This window comes from Methylobacterium sp. 22177 (assembly GCF_052045615.1).
GTDB lineage: Bacteria > Pseudomonadota > Alphaproteobacteria > Rhizobiales > Beijerinckiaceae > Methylobacterium > Methylobacterium radiotolerans.
The window spans coordinates 76,341-94,111 of sequence record NZ_JBQEPK010000005.1; the positions used below are offsets into that span (position 1 = coordinate 76,341).

Here is a 17,771-nt window from a genome sequence, read left to right on the forward strand (position 1 = left end):
GCTCATGCTGCCAGCGCGCCCGCGGGGGCCGCGGAGTGGCCCGAGCCGGGCTGCCGGGCGAGGCAGGCGACGCGGTGCAGCGGCCGGATCGTGTCGAGGGGCGGCTCCGTCCGGCCGCAGACGTCCTCCGCCAGGGCGCAGCGCGGGTGGAAGCGGCAGCCCGCGGGCGGGTCGATCGGGTTCGGCGGGTCGCCCGCGAGCAGCGCCGCCTGGGTGCGGTTGTCGGGATCGAGCGACGGCATCGAGGCGAGCAGCGCCTCGGTGTAGGGGTGCGCCGGCGCGTCCAGCACCGTGTCGGACGGGCCGATCTCGGAGACCCGGCCGAGATACATCACCATGACCCGGTCGGAGATGAAGCGCACGACGTTGAGGTCGTGGCTGATGAAGATGTAGGTCAGGCCGAACTCGGCCTTGAGGTCGAGGAGCAGGTTCAGGACCTGCGCCTCCACCGACTTGTCCAGCGCCGAGACCGCCTCGTCGAGAAGCACCAGCCGCGGCTCCAGGGCGAGGGATCGGGCGATGTTCACCCGCTGGCGCTGGCCGCCGGAGATCTCGTGCGGGTAGCGGCCGGCGAAGCGCTTCGGCTCCAGGCCGACCCGGGCGAGCAGCCCGCGGGCGCGCTCCACCGCCTCCCGGGCGGGCACGCCGTTGACCTTCGGGCCGAAGGCGATCGACTGCTCGACGGTCATGCGCGGGTTGAGCGACGCGTAGCTGTCCTGGAACACCATCTGGGCCTGGCGGCGGTAGGACCGCCAGGGCATGGCGCGCTCGCCGACCGCTTGGCCGTCGTACAGCAGCGTGCCGGAATCGCGCTCGATGAGGCCCATCAGCAGCTTGGCGGTGGTCGACTTCCCGCAGCCGGACTCGCCGACGATGCCGAGCGTCTCGCCCTTCAGGACGTCGAAGTCGACGCCGTCGACCGCGCGGACCACCTGGCGCTTGCCGCCGGCCTTGCGGACCGGGAAGTGCTTCACGAGGCCCGAGACCGAGAGGAGCGGCTGGGCGGGTCCGCCGCGGTCGCGGGCGAACGGGTCGGGGGCGTCCGGGATGACGCTCACTGGCGAATCTCCATGGCGGACCGGAGGCCGTCCGAGAACAGGTTGAAGGCGATCGAGACGATGAAGATGCAGACGCCCGGGAGGGCGGCCACGACCGGGTTGACGTAGATCGCCGTGCGCAGGGTGTTGAGCATCAGGCCCCATTCGGGCTCGGGCGGCCGCACGCCGAGGCCGAGGAAGGACAGGCCGGAGGCCAGGATCATCGACACCGAGATCAGGCTGGTCGCGTAGACGAAGATCGGCCCGACGACGTTGCCGAGCACCTGCACGCGCATGATCGTCAGGGCCGAGGCGCCCGACAGCTTGGCGGCGTCGATGTAGTCGCGCTTGCGGATGCCCGTGGTGACGCTCTCGGCGACGCGGGCGATCTGGGGCACGAACACGCAGGTCAGCGACACGATCGAGTTGAAGATGCCGGCGCCGAGCGCGCCGGACAGCGCGATCGCCAGCAGCACCGACGGGAAGGCGAAGAACACGTCGATGGTGCGCATCAGGATCGTGTTGGTCCAGCCGCCGACGTAGCCGGCGAGGATCCCGATCCCGGAGCCGATCACGAAGGCGATCAGCACCGGGGTGACGCCGATGAACAGCGACAGCCGCGAGCCCAGCATCAGCCGGCTGATCATGTCGCGGCCGAGCTCGTCCGAGCCCAGCCAGTAGGTGGCGTCGCCCACGTGCTTGAGGCGGCGCAGCATGGAGCCCTTGTAGGGGTCCATGGGCGTGATCCAGGGCGACAGGATCGCGATCAGCACGACGATCAGGATCACGGCGCCCGCGCCCATGGCGACGGGGTCGCGCACGAGCCGGTGGCCGACATGGCCCCAGAAGCCCCGCGACGGGGCGAAGGCGGCCTCGGGCCCGTGGGCCACGTCCTCGGCGGCGAGCACGCCGCCGTCGAGGGCGACGGAGGCCGCGGTGACGGGAGCGGTCATCATCGGGCTCCGGCTCAGGCGCGCTCGATGCGCGGGTCGAGGGCGGTCTGCATCACGTCCACCAGCAGGTTGAGGACCACGAAGAACATCGCCAGCACGAGGATCGAGCCCTGGAGCAGGGGCAGGTCGCGCTGGAAGATCGCGGCGTTGAGGAGGAAGCCGGTGCCGGGCCACGCGAACACGGTCTCGACCAGGATCGAGCCGCCCAGCAGGTAGCCGAGCTGCAGGCCCATGATGGCGAGCGCCGTCGGGGCGGCGTTGCGCACGACGTGGCGGAACACGCCGCGCTCGTCCATGCCTTTGGCGCGCAGGGCCTCGACGAAGTCCTGGGACAGGATGTCGGCCACGAGCGCCCGGACCGTGCGGGCGATGATGCCCATGGGGATCACCGACATCGTGATCGCCGGCAGGATCAGGTAGCGCAGGTGCTCGAAGTCGGGGCGCCAGTTGCTGGAGCCGTCGGGCCCGGCCCCGGTGGGCGGCAGCCAGCCGAGATTGGCCGAGAACACGATCACCAGGACCATGCCGAGCCAGTAATGCGGCACGCTCACGCCGAAGACCGACACGGCGGAGGCCGCGCGGTCGGCCACCGAGTTGCGGTGATAGCCCGCCACGAAGCCGAACAGGGTGCCGAAGGTGAAGCCGATCACGGTCGCCACGGAGGCGAGGATCAGCGAGTTCACCACGGCGCGGCTGACCTCGCCGAGCACCGGCCGGCCGGTGGCGATGGAGGTGCCGAGATCGCCGTGCAGCACGTGCCAGAGCCAGATCAGGTACTGGACCGGCAGGGGCTTATCGAAGCCGTAGGCGGCCCGCATCTCGTCGATGGTGGCCTGGGTGGCGTCGGCGGGCAGGACCGCGCTGAGGGGATCCCCCGGCGCGAGGTGGACGAGGAGGAAGCAGACGACGCTGACCCCGAACGCCACGGGCGTCACGTAGACCAGCCGTTTGAGGATGTAGAGCAGCATTCAAGGCCCTGTTGTCACGCCCGACCGTAAGGGCTCTCCTCCCCGCGCGAGGGAGGAGAGCCGCGTCTCGCTACCGCCCCGCGGTCGCCATCGTAATCTTCGAGAAATCCTGGAACCAGTTCTGCGCCTGGACGAAGCCCTTCACCTTGGGGCTCATCGCCCGCGGATTGACGTCGTGCGTGATCATGACGAACAGCGCGTCGTCGACGTACTTCTCGTGGACCTTTTCCAGGACTTTCGTCTGCTCGGCCTTGTCGAAGGTGTTGCGGACCTGATCGAACAGCTTGTCCATCGCCGGGTCGCAGTAATAGCCCCAGTTCGTGCCGTTCGGCGGAGCGAAATTGCACTGCAGGTGGCGGATGAAGCCGGTGAACGGGTCCTGGATGAAGTAGGAATAGTTGATCGCCGAGACGCCGCGGGAGATGTCGGCCTTGGCGCCGGCCCGCCAGATGTTGATGAGGGTGTTCCACTCCACGACCTCGTAGTCGACCTGGATCCCCACGTCGGCGAGGTTCTGCTGGACGAACTCGTTCATCGGAAGCGGCTGCATCTGGCCCGAGCCGGAGGCCGAGATCGCGACCTTGATCTTCAGGGGCTTGGCCGGGCTGTAGCCGGCCTCGGCCAGCAGCTTCTTGGCGGCCTCCGGATCGTACTTGATGTCGAAGGTCGGGTGGCCGAACCACTGGTGGCCGGGCGGCATGAAGCCCTTGGCGGGGATGGCGAGGCCGCCGAGCAGCTCCTTCAGGCCCTCGCGGTCGATGGCGAGGTTCGCCGCCTTGCGGACGCGGATGTCGTTCCAGGGCGAGCCCTCGACCCGCGACAGGTGCCACGTCCAGTTGTGCGGGTAGGCGTTGGTGACGATGGTGAAGCCGGCGCTCTTGAGCGAGGCTACGGCATCCGGCGCGGGCGCCTCGATCCAGTCCACCTGACCGGAGCGCAGGGCCGCGGTCCGGGCATTGGCCTCCGGCAGCGGGATCAGCACGAGCTTGTCGAGCTTCGGGACGCGGTCCTTGTCCCAGTACTCCTTGAACGGGACCATCTCGGCGCGCTCGCGCGGGGCGAACAGGGTCAGCTTCCACGGGCCGGTGCCCGAGGGCTGCTTGGCGAAGGCGTCCCAGGACTTGCCGAGCTTCTCCCACTGGGCCGGCGACGACATCATGATCCAGGCGATCTGGTAGGGCAGCGTCGCGTCGGGGGCCTTGGTGGTGATCTCGACGGTCAGCGGGTCGACCGCGCGGTAGCTCGCGACCGCCGGGATGCGGGTCTTGCCCTGCGCGGACTGGCGCGGGTCGTATTGCGGCGCGTCGGCCTTCAGGAGCTTGTCGAGGTTCCAGACCACCGCGTCGGCGGTGAAGTCCGAGCCGTCGTGGAATTTCACGCCCGGCCGGAGCTTGAAGGTCCACTTGGTCTTGTCGGCGGCGTCGACGCCCCAGCTCGTGGCGAGGCCGGGCACGAGGTCGGAGGCCAGCTCGGCGCTCGACAGGTCCCAATTGATGAGCCCGTCATAGACCGTGTAGCCCATGAACCGCATGCCCTCGCCGCCGTTGTCGGTCTGGCCGGTGGTCAGCGGGATGTCGGAGGCGGTCATGCCGATCCGCAGCGTCCCCTGCGCGAGGGCAGCGGTGCTCGCGGAGAGCGCCAGGGCGCCGGCCAGCGCCGCACGGGCGCCGAGTTTTCTCAGACGGGACAGCATCTTGGGTCGGGTACTCGCGTTGGTCCGCGCCAGACGGCTCGGAATACGCCCGACCTTATGCAAGCCCGCGGCCACACGCCCCGCCGCGGGGGCGCGGGCCGGTTGCGCCTACGCGGCGTCGATCAGGCTCACGTGGGCAGCGACGACCCGCCAGCCCTCCGGGAAGCGCGCCCAGGTCTGGCTCTGGCGGCCGATCTTGCCCGGCGCGCTGGCGCGGGTGAACAGCGTCATCGCGGTGGCGAAGTCGCGCCCGTAGGTCGTAATCTGCGTCTGCGCCAGGGTCCTCTCCAGGCCCACCGGGGAGCGGGCCCGGCGGAAGGCGCGGATCGCGTCCATGCCGTAGAGGTTCTCGCCGATCCCGTAGCGGACGGTCAGCGGATCGTCCCGGAACAGCGCCTCCAGGGTGGGGACGTCGTTGGTGGTCAGCGCCGTCTCGTAGGCCCGGAACGCGGCCTCGACTTCGGCCTTCACGGCGGGATCGTCGATGATCATCGGGCAAGCTCCGCGACGGGCGACGCGCTGACGCCCATTCGTTCGAGGTGGTGCGCCACGCGCAAGGCGAGATCCTCGCGCCAGGGGGCGGCGATGACTTGGACCCCCAGCGGCAACCCGGCGTCGAGCCGGATCGGCGCCGCCACGACCGGGAGGCCGATGAAGGAGATCGGCTGCGTGAAGACCCCGATATTGGCGCGCACCGGCAGCGTCACGCCGTCGAGGACGAAGTGGGTCTGGCCGCCCCGCGGGGCGCGGCAGGGCGTGGCCGGGGCCAGGATCACGTCGACGGTCTCGAACAGCGCGAGCACCCGCGCCCGGTACCAGCGGCGGAAGCGCTGCGCCCGCTCCACGTGGGGCGCCGGGATCATCGCCCCGGCGATCAGCCGGTCGCGCACCGCCGGGTCGAAATCCTGCGGCCGGGTGCGGAGACGGTCGAGGTGGAGCGTCGCGCCCTCGGCCGCGGTGATCAGGTAGGCGGCCGCGCGGGCGCGGTGCGCCTCCGGCAGCTCGACCGTGCGCCGCGCGTCCAGGGCCTCGGCCGCGCGCGCCACCGCCGCGAAGGCCTCCGGATCGCCGCCGCGGGCGAAATAGCCGCCGGCCACCGCGACGCGCAGCCCGTCCAGGCCCGCGTCGAGCCCGGGCAGGACCGGCTCGGCCGGGCGGAGCGTCGCCACCGGATCGTCCGGATCGGGGCCCTGCATGGCGTCGTAGGCGAGCGCGAGGTCGGTCACGCTCCGCGCCATCGGCCCGAGATGATCGAGGCTGCCCACGAACGGGAAGCTCCCGGCCCGCGACAGGCGGCCGTAGGTCGGCTTGAGGCCGAAGCAGCCGCAGAAGGCGGCCGGGACGCGGATCGAGCCGTTCGTGTCGGAGCCCAGGGTCAGGGGCACCATCCCGGCGGCGAGGGCCGCGCCCGAGCCGCCCGACGAGCCGCCGGTCATGTGATCCAGGGCGTGCGGGTTGTGGGCGTCGCCGTCGTGGATGTTCTCGCCGGTGAAGTCGTAGGCGTACTCGCCCATGTTGAGGGCGCCCACGAGGATCGCCCCCGCGGCCTCCAGGCGCCGGACCAGGGCGCCGTCCCGCTCGGCCGGCGCCCGCTCCCGGTTGATCTTCGATCCGGCGCGGGTGGGCAGGCCGTCGATGTCGATCAGATTCTTCACCGCGAAGGGCACGCCGGCCAGCGGGCCCGGCGGCGACCCGTTCCGCAGCGCCGCGTCCTGCGCGTCGGCCCGGGCCAGGGCGCGGGCGGACAGCACGTCGGTGAAGGCGCCGACCCGGCCGTCCAATCGGCCGATCCGGTCGAGGGCCGCCGCGACGACCTGGCGCGCGGTGGTTCGACCCTCCGCGACCGCTGCGGCGATCGTGGCGGCCGTCGCGGGGCTGCTCGCGCTCACGCTTCGAACCTCGGCGCCGCGTCGATCTCGTCGGCGAGCGGGAAGGCCTCCACCAACTCGGCCGCGGCGGCCAGGACGCGCAGGTTCGCGGTCACCGGCGCGATCCACGCCGGATCGAGGGTGAGGCCGAGAAGGGCCGCCGCGGCCGCGGCGTAGCTCTCGGGTTCGTACGGGGGGGATGTCTCGGGCATGGCGTTCCTCAAGCCGACCGCACGGGTCGCATCGATCGCGGCTAGCAGGCCCCGTGCCGCGAGCGCCCCGGCGCCTCCGCCCGCTGGCCGGGCGATCTGCCCAGAGCGTAGGCAGTTTCCCGGGTGCTGGCGATCGATTCGAAGGGCTTCACGGCACGTGCACAGAAAATAGGCTGTGGCGGATGGGCAGATCCTGGGCAGATGGTCGCCCCCGGGCGGGAGCCGGGCCGGGGCCGGGCGTCGGGGGAACCACGAGGAATACTCTGTCGAATTTGCAGGTCTGCTTTGTGATGGAAGTATAGGTCCATCCCTCAGCCATCGGTTCGGCGCTCGCCGGGCTGCGGCGCGCGTCGCTCGGCCAGGATGCACCCGCGGGGACCCGCCGGCGAATCTTGTCGTCGTCCCGTGCGCGACCTATCTGCCGCGTGCAGCGAAGTCCTCGGGACGGATGCAGACCCGGGCAGCGGGCCTCGGCCAGACGCCGGTCTGAGGTTTTTGCGCATCGCCGGCCAGGACTCTTACAGAGAGGGCCGGGATTGTCGCTGTGCCGGCCGCCTGCGCAGGTCTCGCCGATTGCATCTGGCGTGAAGCTCTGATTAAGGGCTTTGCGATCTTCGAACAATGGTCCGACCCGAGCGTTCAGACGCAGGCGAACGCTCGGGTCGGACCATCGGTACAGCCGGTGGATCGGTGCGGTTCCGGGGCGCGGGGATGGCGTCGGAACCTGCAGACTCAGTACGTGCCCGGCCCCGCCGGATGTCCCCGCGACACGCGAGACGTACCCAACTGAGAAAGGTCAGATGAGCGCATTCGACTACAGGAATTTCGACGACCGTCGCCAGAACTCGCAGAACGCCAAGGCCGCCCTGCTGGCCAAGTTCAAGGCACGCCCCGCGGCCGATGACCCCGAGGTGATCGCCAAGGCCAAGGCCCGCGCCGAAGTGGCCAAGGCCCGCGAGGAGCGCTCCCGCGAGCGCGAGGCCGCCCGGATCGCCGCCGAGCGCAAGGCCGCCGAGGAGAAGCGTCAGCGGGAGGAGGCGGAACTCGCCGCCCAGCTCGCGCGCGAGGCCGCCGAGCTGGCCGCCGCGCAGGAGCGCAAGTCGGCCGACCTGGCCGCCAAGAAGGCCCAGCGCGACGCGCGCTACGCGGCCCGCAAGGCGAAGGTGAAGACCAAGCGCTGAGCGCCGGCCGTCGGCTCCCCCGAGCTTCGGACGCCCACGACGCCCGCCCGCAAGGCGGGCGTCGTCGCGTCCGGGGTCCGCTTCCGCCGCCGGCAACCAACGCGCGCGACGACGCGTTGAGGGCGTCCGAACCGCGACGCGCCCGTGCGGCGCGGGCAGCCGAGGCCGCGATGCGATCCCGATCCCCGCTGGCGCCCATCGCGGCGCTCGTCCTCCTCGCCCTCCCCCTCGGCCTCGCGCCCCGGAACGCCCGCGCCCAGGGGACCGACTCGGTGATCGCCTGCGAGACTCTGATCGCCGCCCGCCGGATCGACGCGGCCTCGGGCAGCGGTGGCCCCGCCCCATCGGAGGCCGGCTGCAGGCGGATCCCGCGCGGCGCGATCGGCACCGTGGAGCAGCGGGCCCTGATCGGCGGCGCGCCCTACGAATGCCTGACCGTGTCCGGCGGGGGTCCGTGCCTCTGGATCGTGCCCTGAGGCGCGCGCCGTCGATTTTTGCCGGAGCCGGCACTCTGACCAAGCTTCACGGGTGATCGAGACGCTCTATCTCGGTCCTGAGCGAGTGAGGTCCGAACGTCCGTATGCCGAGTACCCTGGCAAGCACACGAGTATCGATCATCGCAGCGACCTGGATCGTCTCGGCCCTGGCCTGCGGGGCCGCCCGCGCCGAGCCGCCGATCCGGAGCCCGGAGGACGCGGCCTGCCGCAACGAGGCCCGCGCGAAGGTGTTCTCGGCGCCCAACCCGCAGGGTCTCGAACTGGAGGAGATCGGACGCCGCATCTACTTCGCCTGCATGGACCGCGTCGCGAAGGCGGCCGCACCGGCGGCGAGGAGCGGTGGCCGGCGCCATCGGCACCGGCGGCATTGACCCGCGGCGCGGGCGTCAGGCGTCGAGCGGCGCGCCGATCCGGGCGCGGAGCCGCAGCCGCAGGGCCTCGTTGCCGCCTTCGGCATCGAGGGCGGCCATCAGGCGGAGCAGCTGGCTGAGCGGGGTCGACCGGCTCTCGACCGCGTCGGCGATCTGCTCCGGCAGCGACTTGGCGGCCGGTACGAAGCGCGGTGCCGGGCCGGCCTGGTGAGTCTGGGGCATGCGAGGCGCTCGTCCTTCGAAGGAGTCCAGATTGGCGGGCGGGTCGCTACGCCTTTCGATCGACCGACACCAGTCCCTTTCGCGTGAATACGTAGCCGGCATCGCTCCGCGTCACCGCGCGGCAACAGCGTGGCGGGAAAGTGTGGACGACGTCGGGCCGGTCGCGGAATCCGCTTGCCGGTCTGCCGCTCAGCTGTCCGCCAGCGGCGACTGCGCGAATCGGTTGAGCAGATCCTCGGGGTCCCGGTAGATCGCCACGCAGCCGGCGCTTCTCAGGTCCGCTTCCGGGAAGCCGCCGCAGAGGAGGCCGACGGTGCGCAGCCCCGCCTTCGCGGCCGCCTCGGCATCGTAGGGGGTATCGCCGATGACGATGATCGCGTCGCGGGGCGCGCCGTCGAGCTTCTCCAGCGCGGCTTCGAAGATGTCCGGATGCGGCTTCGACCGGTCCGCGTCGTCCGAGCTGGTGGCCACATCCACGAGGTCGCCGATCTCCAGGATCTCGGTGTAGTGCTCGACCTCGGAGCGCTTCCCCGACGAGGCGAGCGCGATTGTCAGGCCGGCGGCGCGGATGTGCTCGAACAGCGGCCGGACACCGGGGAAGGGTCGGACCTCGGACAGGTAGCGACGCTTGAACAGGTCCGAGCGGTAGGCTTCGATCGTCTCGCCATCCCGCGCGACCCGCTCCTCCGACAGGAAGACCGGCATCAGCTCGTCGCCGCCCTTGCCGATCTGCCGGCGGACGTCCGCGAAGTCGGTCGTCACGCCGAAATGCGCGAAGGCCTCCACCCAGGCGCGGGCATGCAGGTCGACGCTGTCGAGCAGGGTCCCGTCGATGTCGAAGATCACCGCGCGCATCGCAGCCCCGTCGCGGAGCCCGGCGCCCGCGTCAGGGCGGACAACCGATCGGCGCCGGGCCTGTTCCGTCCGGGCGCCGCGAACGCGGCTCCCTTCGACGACGGAAGCCCGCCCCTGCGCGAGGGACGGGCTTCGGAGAAGGTCCTGGCGGCGCCGGGGCGCCGGCCGTCAGTGCATCGAGGCCGGGGTCCGGGCGGGCTTCGCCTTGGCGGCGAGGCCGGCAGTCACCGCCGCCTTGGAGGCGCGGGCGGGCTTCGGGGCGGCCGGCTTCGCGGCGGCCTTCACGGTCGCGGGCTTCACGGTCGCGGGCTTGGCGACCGCGGTCTTTGCGGCCGCAGGCTTGGCGGCGGCCTTCGACGCGGCGGGCTTCGACGCGGCGGGCTTGGCGCTGGCAGGCTTGGCGCTGGCAGGCTTGGCGGCGGTCTTCGCCGGCGCGGCCTTCGGGGCGGCCTCGGCGACCACGACCGTCGCGGCGGCAGCGAGCATCGCGTTGGCGCGCAGCTCGGCCTCGGCGCGGATCCAGTGGGCGGCGGCCTGCCCGTGGATCCGGCCCTCGTTTTCCCAGATGTAGTAGGCGCACTCGCGCACGTGGTGCTCGCTGATCAGCATGCGATCGATCTCCTGTCCGTCCCGGGACGACGATGGGAGAGCCGGGTTAAGCGTCGGTTAACCCTGCCGCCCGCGACCGGTCGCGGCGCGTCGGAGCCGTCGGAGCGGGGGCTACTCGGCGATCCCCAGCACCCGCCGCGCCTCGGTCAGCAGCACCGCGTGCCGGGCCGCGCCCGGGCCCTGATCCGGCGCCTCGCGGCCGGCCCGGGCGATCAGGTCCTGGAACCGCCGCCGGTCGAGGGCCCGGTGCCCGATGCTCGCGAGCACCGCGCCGAGGACCGTCCGGACCGCCTCAGTGCGCTCGTCGGCCATCGCGGCGGCTTCGGACGAGGCCGCGCTCGCCTGGGCCTCCGCCCGCGCGACGGTCGCCGCCTCCGCGCGGGCCTGCGCATCCGCGAGCGCCGCGGCGAGGCGCTGTCCCTCCTGCCAGGCCTGGTCGTGCTGATGCGTGCGCAGCGCCAGCAGCACCTTGAGCGAGGCCGCTTCCGCCCGCGCCGCGTCCAGCTTGGTTTGAGCCTCGCGCAGATCCTTCAGCAAGTCCTGCGCGAGGGTCTGGTCCGCGGTCACGTCCACTGCCGGCTCCTCTGGCATTCGATGGCGTTCGTCCTGTCGCGCCGCCGTCCGAATGTCCACTCTCGCGGGCCGGCGGGACGGGACGACAGGTTGAGAAAATCCGCTCGCCGGTCCACATGGACAGCGGCGCCTCGGGCGCCTGTCCCGGCCGGCCTTGAACCGGCGCAGCGGAGTGTTGCCACCATGTTCATCCAGACCGAAGCCACGCCGAACCCGGCCACCCTGAAGTTCCTGCCCGGCCGCGTCGTGCTGGCGGAATCGACCTTCGAGGCGCGGGACGCCGAGGCGGCCGCCCGGTCGCCCCTCGCCGCGGCGCTGTTCACCGTCCCGGGCGTGGCGGGCGTCTATTTCGGGCACGATTTCATCTCGGTGACCAAGGCCGAGGACGGTTCGGAATGGGCGCAGGTCAAGCCGGCGGTGCTCGGCGCGATCATGGAGCACTTCCAGTCCGGCGCGCCCGTGATGGCCGAGGGCGGCCACGGCGAGATCGAGCCGGGCGACGAGTTCTACGACGAGGCGGACCACGACACCGTCGTGACCATCAAGGACCTGCTCGAGACCCGGGTCCGGCCGGCGGTGGCCGGCGACGGCGGCGACATCACCTTCCGCGGCTACAAGGAGGGTGTGGTCTACCTGGAGATGAAGGGGGCCTGCTCGGGCTGCCCGTCCTCCACCGCGACCCTGCGGCACGGCGTGCAGAACCTGTTCCGGCACTTCCTGCCGGAGATCCGCGAGGTCCAGGCGATCTGAGGGTCGACGCCCGCGCGGCGGCGTGAGCGGCCGAGCGGCCATGCCGCGCGGCCTGCTCCGCGTCCCTGAGATTCCGCGTCACTGAGGCGGCACGCCGACCNTGCCGCGTTCCGGTCCCTGCCCCGGCGTCGGAGCTTCGGGCCGACGCGGCGGCCCTGTCCGGGGCCGCGGGCGCGCACCGGCGCAAGCCGGCAACACTCCGCCGGTGATCGGCGCGGCGCGGTCGCCCCGACGCTGACGAGGCGGCGGCTTTGTTCTAACACTGGAGGCTCTTGGCGCCCGTCGCGGCGCGGGGAGGCAGCGGCCGGTGCGGACCGGCTTGTGGGAGTGAGCGTGCGTATTCTGGCCATCGACACAGCGCTGGACACCTGCGCCGCCTGCGTCATGGCGGAGGAGGTCGAGGCGCCCCTCGCCGCCGAGTCGCTGCCGATGGCGCGCGGCCACGCGGAGTCGCTGCTGCCGCTGATCGAGCGGGTGATCGCCCGGGTCGAGGGCGGATTTGAGGCGATCGACCGGGTCGCCGTGACGGTCGGGCCGGGCAGCTATACCGGCCTGCGGGTCGGCCTGTCGGCGGCCCGCGCCATCGGCCTCTCGACCGGCAAGCCGGTCGTCGGCGTCGGGACCCTCTCGGCGCTCCTCGCGCCGCTTCTGGCCGAGACCGTCGAGGGGACGATCGCCGCGGTGATCGACGCCCGCCACGGTGCCGTCTACGTGCAGGCGCTGGGACCGGGCGACGGCCTCGCCCCCGCGCACCTCGCCGTCGAGGCCGCGGCCGAGCAGCTGGGCGCCGGCCCGGTGGTGCTGACCGGCTCGGGCGCGCCCATGCTGGCCGCCGCGCTCGCCGCGCGCGGCGTCGCGGCGCGCGTCGCCCATGTCGGCGGTCCCGATATCGCGTCGGTGGCCTCCCTCGGTCTCGTCGCCGACCCGGCGCAGGCGCTGGCCCGCCCCCTCTACCTGCGGGGACCGGATGCCCGGCCGCAGGACCACGCGCGGATCGCACGGCGATGACGCGCCCGCTGCCCTTCTGGCCCTTCGACTGGTGGTTCGCGTGGTGGGACGCGCTGACGCCGGAGCCCTACGTCGCCCCGCTGCGCGACGCCGCGCAGGCCCCCGCCCTCGCCCGTCTCCACGCGACCGCCTTCGCGCGGCCCTGGGACGCGCACGAGTTCGAGCGCATGCTCTGCGAGCGCTCGACCCACGCGCACGCCCTCTGGCGCGCGGGCGTGCTCCAGGGTTTCGTGCTCTCGCGCCGGGCCGCCGACGAGGCCGAGATCCTGACAGTCGTGCTGTCCCCGGCGCTGCGCGGCGGCGGCCACAGCCGCAAGCTGCTCCGCGAGCACTTGGCGAGCCTCGCCCTGGACGGCGTCGCCCGGGTTCATCTGGAGGTCGACGAGGGCAACGCCCCCGCCCTGCGGCTCTACGCCCGGCACGGCTTCCGGCAGGTGGGCTCGCGCACCGGCTACTATCTCAAGGCCGACGGCAGCCGGGCGACCGCGCTGACGATGAGCGCCGACCTGTGACGCCGTGAGCCGCCTCGGCATCGCCTGGCGGGTCGCGGCCCTCGCCCTCGCCTTCGCTGTGCTGGGACCGCCCCACTGGATCGCCCTGCGGCTCCTCGGCCGCCGCGCCACCCTGGCGCCGATCCTGTTCCACCGCGTCTTCCTGCGCCTGTTCGGCGTCCGCGTCACGCAGAGCGGCACGCCGCCGGCCCCCGGCGAGGCGGCGCTGGTGCTCGCCAACCACGTCTCGTGGCTCGACATCATCGCGGTCGGCTCGCTGCGGCCGCTCTCCTTCGTGGCGAAGTCCGAGATCGCCGGCTGGCCGCTGATCGGCGCTCTCGCGGGGCTGCAGCGGACGATCTACATCGACCGGCAGCGCCGCGGCGCGACCGCCGCGGTCAGCACCGCCATGGGGCACCGCCTCGCCGAAGGTGAGCTGGTCGTCCTGTTCGCGGAGGGGACGACCGGCGACGGCACCCGGCTCCTGCCGTTCCGCTCCTCCCTCGTCGGCGCGGCCCGCGCGGCGCTCCAGGCCGAGGCCGGGCGCGGCCGGGTGCGCCTCCAGCCCCTCGCCATCGCCTATCCCCGGCGCAATGGCCTGCCGGTGACGCGCGCCGAGCGCGCGGAGATCGCGTGGTACGGCGACATGGAGCTGGTGCCGCACCTCGCGGCCTTCGTGCAGGGCGGACCCATCGACGTGCACGTGGTCTGGGGGGCGCCGATCGCCTTCGAGGCGACCACCGACCGGAAGGCTGCCACGGCGGCCGCCGAGGCGGAGGTGCGCGCGGCCCTGCGGGGCGCCGGCAGCGGCGTCGGGACCCTGCCGGCGCCGGATCCCAGGCCGGCGGCCCCGGGGATCGGCCTCCAGGGGCCGGAGATCGCGACGGTCTGACCGGTCGGCGCCGCGGGAGCCGCGATCCCCGCGCTGCTCAAGGGCTAAGGTCCTGAGCCGGCGGGGAATCCGGTCTCAGGGCTTGGATGTAGGCCCGCGCTGGACGGGTCAGATCCGCTCTCGCCCGGAGAGGCGCTGTTGCGCCGGGTGAATCCGGGGATCCGCGCAAGAGTAATGTGTAGAAATCACCGCCAGAATACATGATGCAACGCATTGAGCGGTCGGAACGCCTCTGCTAGCTAGGCCGCAACCCGGAACAGACGGGACTTTGTGGAGGACGCCCGGTGCAAACCTGGAACCAGGTTTATGATCCGTTCGGGAGCCCGTGGCTCTCGACGCTCGCCGCTTCAGTGCCGGTCATCGCACTGCTCGCCATGATCGCCAGCGGGCGCGTGAAGGCCCATATCGCGGCCGTCATCGCTCTCGGCCTCGCCATGCTGGTGGCCATCGTCGGCTTCGGCATGCCGACCGATCTCGCCACCCGCGCCGCCATCCTCGGGATGGTCACGGGCTTCTTCCCGATCGGCTGGATCATCCTCAACGTGATCTTCCTCTACCGGCTGACGGTGGAGAAGGGCTGGTTCGCGATCCTGCAGCAATCGGTGGCCGGCATCACCGCCGACCGGCGGTTGCAGCTGCTCCTGGTGGCCTTCGCGTTCGGCGCCTTCTTCGAGGGCGCGGGCGGCTTCGGCACGCCGGTGGCCGTCACGGGCGCGATCCTGATCGGCCTGGGCTTCTCGCCGCTCGCCGCCTCCGGCCTGTCGCTGATCGCCAACACCGCCCCGGTGGCCTTCGGGGCGCTCGGCGCGCCGATCCAGGGCCTCGCCTCGGTCACCGGCTACCCGCCGGAGATCCTCGGCGCGATGATCGGCCGGCAGCTGCCGCTGTTCTCGCTGATCGTGCCGTTCTGGCTGATCTGGGTCTTCGCGGGCTTCCGCGGCATGATCCGGGTGTGGCCGCCGATCCTGGTCTGCGGCGCCTCCTTCGCGGTCGCGCAGTTCCTGATCTCGAACTACGTCAACCCGTGGATCGTCGATATCGGCGCCTCGCTCGCCTCGATGCTGGCCCTCGTGCTGTTCCTGAAGGTCTGGCAGCCCAAGGAGATCTGGTCGTCGCCGGCCCTGCGCGGCCACGATCCGTCGCTCGCCGTCGCCGGCCCGCGGCCCGTGGCGCTCGGCGCCGGCGTGCCCGGCACGCCCCCCGTCCATGTCGGCGCCCGCACCGCCTCGCAGGGCGAGATCCTGATGGCCTGGGTGCCGTGGATCGTCCTCTCGGTCATCGTCGCGATCTGGGGGACCGGCTGGTTCAAGGGCATCGTCAACCCGCTCTTCACCTGGAAGTACGAGGTGCCGGGCCTGCACAACGTGATCATGAAGGTGCCGCCGGTGGTGGCCAAGCCCGTCCCGGAGGGCGCGGTCTTCCTGTTCACCTACATGTCGTACACCGGCACGGGCGTGCTGATCGCGGCGATCATCTCCGGCCTGATCATGCGGTTCTCGCCGCTGCGCCTCGTCACGGCCTACTTCGAGACCATCTGGGCCCTGCGCTACTCGCTGATCACCATCGCGGCGATGCTCGCGCTCGGCGTCCTCACCCGCTACGCGGGCGTCGACGCCACGCTCGGCCTCGCCTTCGCGGGCACCGGCATCCTCTACCCGTTCTTCGGGACGCTGCTCGGCTGGCTCGGCGTGGCGCTCACGGGTTCGGACACGGCCTCGAACGTGCTGTTCGGCGGCCTCCAGAGGATCACCTCCGAGCAGCTCGGCCTCTCGGGCGTGCTGATGGCCGCCGCGAACTCGTCGGGCGGCGTGATGGGCAAGATGGTCGACGCCCAGTCGATCGTCGTCGCCTCCACGGCGACCGGCTATTTCGGTCAGGAAGGCAAGATCCTGCGCTTCGTGTTCTGGCACTCGATCGCGCTCGCCTGCCTCGTCGGCCTGTTCGTGATGCTGCAGGCCTACGTGCCGTTCTTCCAGCAGATGGTCATCGACCTGCCCGCCGCGGCACCGGCGGCCCACTGAGGCGGACCGGGGAGCGCCCCTCCCCGGGAGCCGCGCGCCGGACCGGGCGCCAGACTATGCGCCAAGCCATGCGCCGGCCGCCTGCGGGCGGCCGGTCGCGTCTCGAGGGCGCCGCGACGGGGCGCGCGAAGCGTGCTACAGGCCTCCCGCCGGCCCCGTCCCCGCGGGCCCGGCGCGGAGTGGGGCGGATCGGTTCGGGACGGCGCGCGTTGAAGAAGGCTTTCGTCAAATCCTACGGTTGCCAGATGAACGCCTACGACGCGGCCCGCATGGCCGACGTCCTCGGCGCTGAGGGCTACGCGGCGACCGACACGGTCGAGGACGCGGACGTCGTGGTCCTCAACACCTGCCACATCCGCGAGAAGGCCGCCGAGAAGGTCTATTCCGAGCTCGGCCGCCTGCGCGTGCTCAAGGGCGAGCGGAAAGCGCAGGGCCTCGACACGCGCATCGTGGTGGCCGGCTGCGTCGCCCAGGCCGAGGGCGCCGAGATCCAGGCCCGCCAGCCCGCCGTCGACGTGGTGGTCGGCCCCCAGAGCTACCACCGCCTGCCGGACCTGCTGGCCCGCTCCCGCGAGCGCCGCGTCGTCGACACCGAGTTCCCGGTCGAGGACAAGTTCGACCACCTGCCCCGCCGGCGGACCCTCGGGGCGTCGGCCTTCCTCACCGTGCAGGAGGGCTGCGACAAGTTCTGCGCCTTCTGCGTGGTCCCCTACACGCGGGGCGCGGAGGTCTCGCGCTCCGTGGCGGCGGTGCTCGCCGAGGCCGAGAAGCTCGCCGACGGGGGCGTCCGCGAGGTCACGCTGATCGGCCAGAACGTCAACGCCTATCACGGCGACGGCCCCGACGGCGCGCCCGCGGGACTCGCCGATCTGGTGCGCGCAGTGGCGAAGATTCCCGGCATCGCGCGGATCCGCTACACGACGAGCCACCCGAACGATTTCGACGACGCCCTGATCCGGGCCCACGCGGAGGTGCCGGCGCTGATGCCCTACCTGCACCTGCCGGTGCAGTCGGGCTCCGACCGGATCCTCGCCGCGATGAACCGCAAGCACACCGGCGACGCGTACCGCCGGCTGATCGACCGGATCCGGGCCGCCCGGCCCGACATCGCCCTCTCGTCCGACTTCATCGTCGGCTTCCCGGGCGAGACCGACGCGGACTTCGCCGAGACCCTGCGGCTCGTGCGCGACGTCGGGTTCGAGAGCGCCTTCTCGTTCAAGTACAGCACGCGCCCCGGCACGCCGGCCGCGGACCGCACCGATCAGGTGCCGGAGGCCGTCATGGCGGCGCGGCTCGCCGAGCTGCAGGCGCTCCTCGACAGCCAGCGCCACGCCTATCAGCGGGCGGCCGCGGGCCGGGTCTTCGACGTGCTGGTGGAGAAGCGCGGGCGCCATCCCGGCCAGGTCGCGGGCAAGACGCCGCACCTGCTGGCCGTCCAGTTCGACGCCGCGCCTCACCATATCGGGCAGGTCGTGCCGGTGCGGATCACCGAGGCGGGGTCCAACAGCCTGTTCGGGGAACTCGTCTCCGAGGCTGCGGCGGCGTGAGGATCGGAGCGGTGGGGATGATG

20 protein-coding genes are annotated in these 17,771 nt (G+C 72.2%); 9 read left to right on the top strand and 11 right to left on the bottom strand.

Annotated features, from left to right (window positions below; genetic code table 11):
* Window positions 1-2 precede the first annotated feature (2 nt).
* From ACTJK8_RS07665 to ACTJK8_RS07695, 7 genes are all read right to left on the bottom strand, one after another.
* Window positions 3-1,058 (bottom strand): ABC transporter ATP-binding protein, encoded by a 1,056-nt coding sequence (locus ACTJK8_RS07665; RefSeq protein ID WP_012317665.1) that lies wholly within the window; start codon window positions 1,056-1,058, stop codon window positions 3-5.
* On the bottom strand, window positions 1,055-1,990 hold the full coding sequence (locus tag ACTJK8_RS07670) for an ABC transporter permease (protein ID WP_012317664.1): 936 nt from the start codon (window positions 1,988-1,990) through the stop codon (window positions 1,055-1,057). The genes ACTJK8_RS07665 and ACTJK8_RS07670 overlap by 4 nt, the downstream gene beginning before the upstream one ends.
* 14 nt (window positions 1,991-2,004) lie before the next feature.
* Entirely contained in the window at window positions 2,005-2,958 is a 954-nt protein-coding gene (locus ACTJK8_RS07675) for an ABC transporter permease (RefSeq protein ID WP_012317663.1), read from the bottom strand.
* A 70-nt stretch (window positions 2,959-3,028) separates the two neighbouring features.
* Complete coding sequence (locus ACTJK8_RS07680) at window positions 3,029-4,651, bottom strand: ABC transporter substrate-binding protein (RefSeq protein ID WP_012317662.1); 1,623 nt, start codon at window positions 4,649-4,651, stop codon at window positions 3,029-3,031.
* Window positions 4,652-4,759: 108 nt separating this feature from the next.
* Window positions 4,760-5,143, bottom strand: a complete 384-nt coding sequence (gene hpxZ / locus ACTJK8_RS07685) for an oxalurate catabolism protein HpxZ (RefSeq protein WP_024831028.1) — start codon at window positions 5,141-5,143, stop codon at window positions 4,760-4,762.
* The gene (locus ACTJK8_RS07690; protein WP_182177556.1) at window positions 5,140-6,540 is read right to left on the bottom strand and encodes an AtzE family amidohydrolase; all 1,401 of its coding nucleotides are present in this window, start codon (window positions 6,538-6,540) and stop codon (window positions 5,140-5,142) included. The genes hpxZ and ACTJK8_RS07690 overlap by 4 nt, the downstream gene beginning before the upstream one ends.
* Window positions 6,537-6,731 (bottom strand): AtzG-like protein, encoded by a 195-nt coding sequence (locus tag ACTJK8_RS07695; protein WP_012317659.1) that lies wholly within the window; start codon window positions 6,729-6,731, stop codon window positions 6,537-6,539. Before ACTJK8_RS07695 ends, ACTJK8_RS07690 begins: the two co-directional genes overlap by 4 nt.
* 800 nt (window positions 6,732-7,531) lie before the next feature.
* On the opposite strand from ACTJK8_RS07695, the gene ACTJK8_RS07700 reads away from it, so the two are divergent.
* From ACTJK8_RS07700 to ACTJK8_RS07710, 3 genes are all read left to right on the top strand, one after another.
* Window positions 7,532-7,912 carry a DUF6481 family protein gene (locus tag ACTJK8_RS07700; RefSeq protein ID WP_012317658.1) on the top strand — a complete coding sequence of 127 codons (381 nt, stop codon included), beginning with the start codon at window positions 7,532-7,534 and terminating at the stop codon, window positions 7,910-7,912.
* Window positions 7,913-8,082: 170 nt separating this feature from the next.
* Complete coding sequence (locus ACTJK8_RS07705; RefSeq protein WP_012317657.1) at window positions 8,083-8,388, top strand: hypothetical protein; 306 nt, start codon at window positions 8,083-8,085, stop codon at window positions 8,386-8,388.
* Between the two features lie 104 nt (window positions 8,389-8,492).
* A complete protein-coding gene (locus tag ACTJK8_RS07710) occupies window positions 8,493-8,780 on the top strand; it encodes a hypothetical protein (RefSeq protein WP_012317656.1) in 288 nt (95 codons plus the stop codon).
* A gap of 15 nt (window positions 8,781-8,795) precedes the next feature.
* On the opposite strand, the gene ACTJK8_RS07715 is transcribed toward ACTJK8_RS07710, so the two are convergent.
* From ACTJK8_RS07715 to ACTJK8_RS07730, 4 genes are all read right to left on the bottom strand, one after another.
* Entirely contained in the window at window positions 8,796-9,002 is a 207-nt protein-coding gene (locus ACTJK8_RS07715; RefSeq protein ID WP_012317655.1) for a hypothetical protein, read from the bottom strand.
* Window positions 9,003-9,191: 189 nt separating this feature from the next.
* Window positions 9,192-9,857 carry an HAD family hydrolase gene (locus ACTJK8_RS07720; RefSeq protein WP_012317654.1) on the bottom strand — a complete coding sequence of 222 codons (666 nt, stop codon included), beginning with the start codon at window positions 9,855-9,857 and terminating at the stop codon, window positions 9,192-9,194.
* A gap of 168 nt (window positions 9,858-10,025) precedes the next feature.
* Window positions 10,026-10,466: a DUF2934 domain-containing protein gene (locus ACTJK8_RS07725; protein ID WP_012317653.1), complete on the bottom strand. Its 441-nt coding sequence runs from the start codon at window positions 10,464-10,466 to the stop codon at window positions 10,026-10,028.
* A gap of 111 nt (window positions 10,467-10,577) precedes the next feature.
* Window positions 10,578-11,039: an atp-dependent helicase gene (locus ACTJK8_RS07730; RefSeq protein WP_106427809.1), complete on the bottom strand. Its 462-nt coding sequence runs from the start codon at window positions 11,037-11,039 to the stop codon at window positions 10,578-10,580.
* A 183-nt stretch (window positions 11,040-11,222) separates the two neighbouring features.
* Between ACTJK8_RS07730 and ACTJK8_RS07735 the strand changes: the two genes are divergently transcribed.
* From ACTJK8_RS07735 to miaB, 6 genes are all read left to right on the top strand, one after another.
* The gene (locus ACTJK8_RS07735; protein ID WP_012317651.1) at window positions 11,223-11,789 is read left to right on the top strand and encodes a NifU family protein; all 567 of its coding nucleotides are present in this window, start codon (window positions 11,223-11,225) and stop codon (window positions 11,787-11,789) included.
* Window positions 11,790-12,122: 333 nt separating this feature from the next.
* Complete coding sequence (gene tsaB / locus ACTJK8_RS07740; protein ID WP_012317650.1) at window positions 12,123-12,797, top strand: tRNA (adenosine(37)-N6)-threonylcarbamoyltransferase complex dimerization subunit type 1 TsaB; 675 nt, start codon at window positions 12,123-12,125, stop codon at window positions 12,795-12,797.
* Window positions 12,794-13,309 carry a GNAT family N-acetyltransferase gene (locus ACTJK8_RS07745; RefSeq protein ID WP_012317649.1) on the top strand — a complete coding sequence of 172 codons (516 nt, stop codon included), beginning with the start codon at window positions 12,794-12,796 and terminating at the stop codon, window positions 13,307-13,309. The genes tsaB and ACTJK8_RS07745 overlap by 4 nt, the downstream gene beginning before the upstream one ends.
* Before the next feature lie 4 nt (window positions 13,310-13,313).
* A complete protein-coding gene (locus tag ACTJK8_RS07750; RefSeq protein WP_012317648.1) occupies window positions 13,314-14,180 on the top strand; it encodes a lysophospholipid acyltransferase family protein in 867 nt (288 codons plus the stop codon).
* Window positions 14,181-14,464: 284 nt separating this feature from the next.
* Window positions 14,465-16,201, top strand: a complete 1,737-nt coding sequence (locus ACTJK8_RS07755; RefSeq protein ID WP_012317647.1) for an L-lactate permease — start codon at window positions 14,465-14,467, stop codon at window positions 16,199-16,201.
* A 209-nt stretch (window positions 16,202-16,410) separates the two neighbouring features.
* Entirely contained in the window at window positions 16,411-17,748 is a 1,338-nt protein-coding gene (gene miaB / locus ACTJK8_RS07760) for a tRNA (N6-isopentenyl adenosine(37)-C2)-methylthiotransferase MiaB (RefSeq protein ID WP_440761761.1), read from the top strand.
* The last annotated feature ends 23 nt before the right edge of the window (window positions 17,749-17,771 follow it).

What these genes read in the sequence shown, in the direction of transcription:
- ACTJK8_RS07670 (WP_012317664.1), bottom strand. Translation starts at nt 1,990, where the DNA reads ATGACCGCTCCCGTCACCGCGGCCTCCGTCGCCCTCGACGGCGGCGTG.
- ACTJK8_RS07675 (WP_012317663.1), bottom strand. Translation starts at nt 2,958, where the DNA reads ATGCTGCTCTACATCCTCAAACGGCTGGTCTACGTGACGCCCGTGGCG.
- ACTJK8_RS07680 (WP_012317662.1), bottom strand. Translation starts at nt 4,651, where the DNA reads ATGCTGTCCCGTCTGAGAAAACTCGGCGCCCGTGCGGCGCTGGCCGGC.
- hpxZ (WP_024831028.1), bottom strand. Translation starts at nt 5,143, where the DNA reads ATGATCATCGACGATCCCGCCGTGAAGGCCGAAGTCGAGGCCGCGTTC.
- ACTJK8_RS07695 (WP_012317659.1), bottom strand. Translation starts at nt 6,731, where the DNA reads ATGCCCGAGACATCCCCCCCGTACGAACCCGAGAGCTACGCCGCGGCC.
- ACTJK8_RS07700 (WP_012317658.1), top strand. Translation starts at nt 7,532, where the DNA reads ATGAGCGCATTCGACTACAGGAATTTCGACGACCGTCGCCAGAACTCG.
- ACTJK8_RS07705 (WP_012317657.1), top strand. Translation starts at nt 8,083, where the DNA reads ATGCGATCCCGATCCCCGCTGGCGCCCATCGCGGCGCTCGTCCTCCTC.
- ACTJK8_RS07710 (WP_012317656.1), top strand. Translation starts at nt 8,493, where the DNA reads ATGCCGAGTACCCTGGCAAGCACACGAGTATCGATCATCGCAGCGACC.
- ACTJK8_RS07715 (WP_012317655.1), bottom strand. Translation starts at nt 9,002, where the DNA reads ATGCCCCAGACTCACCAGGCCGGCCCGGCACCGCGCTTCGTACCGGCC.
- ACTJK8_RS07720 (WP_012317654.1), bottom strand. Translation starts at nt 9,857, where the DNA reads ATGCGCGCGGTGATCTTCGACATCGACGGGACCCTGCTCGACAGCGTC.
- ACTJK8_RS07725 (WP_012317653.1), bottom strand. Translation starts at nt 10,466, where the DNA reads ATGCTGATCAGCGAGCACCACGTGCGCGAGTGCGCCTACTACATCTGG.
- ACTJK8_RS07735 (WP_012317651.1), top strand. Translation starts at nt 11,223, where the DNA reads ATGTTCATCCAGACCGAAGCCACGCCGAACCCGGCCACCCTGAAGTTC.
- ACTJK8_RS07745 (WP_012317649.1), top strand. Translation starts at nt 12,794, where the DNA reads ATGACGCGCCCGCTGCCCTTCTGGCCCTTCGACTGGTGGTTCGCGTGG.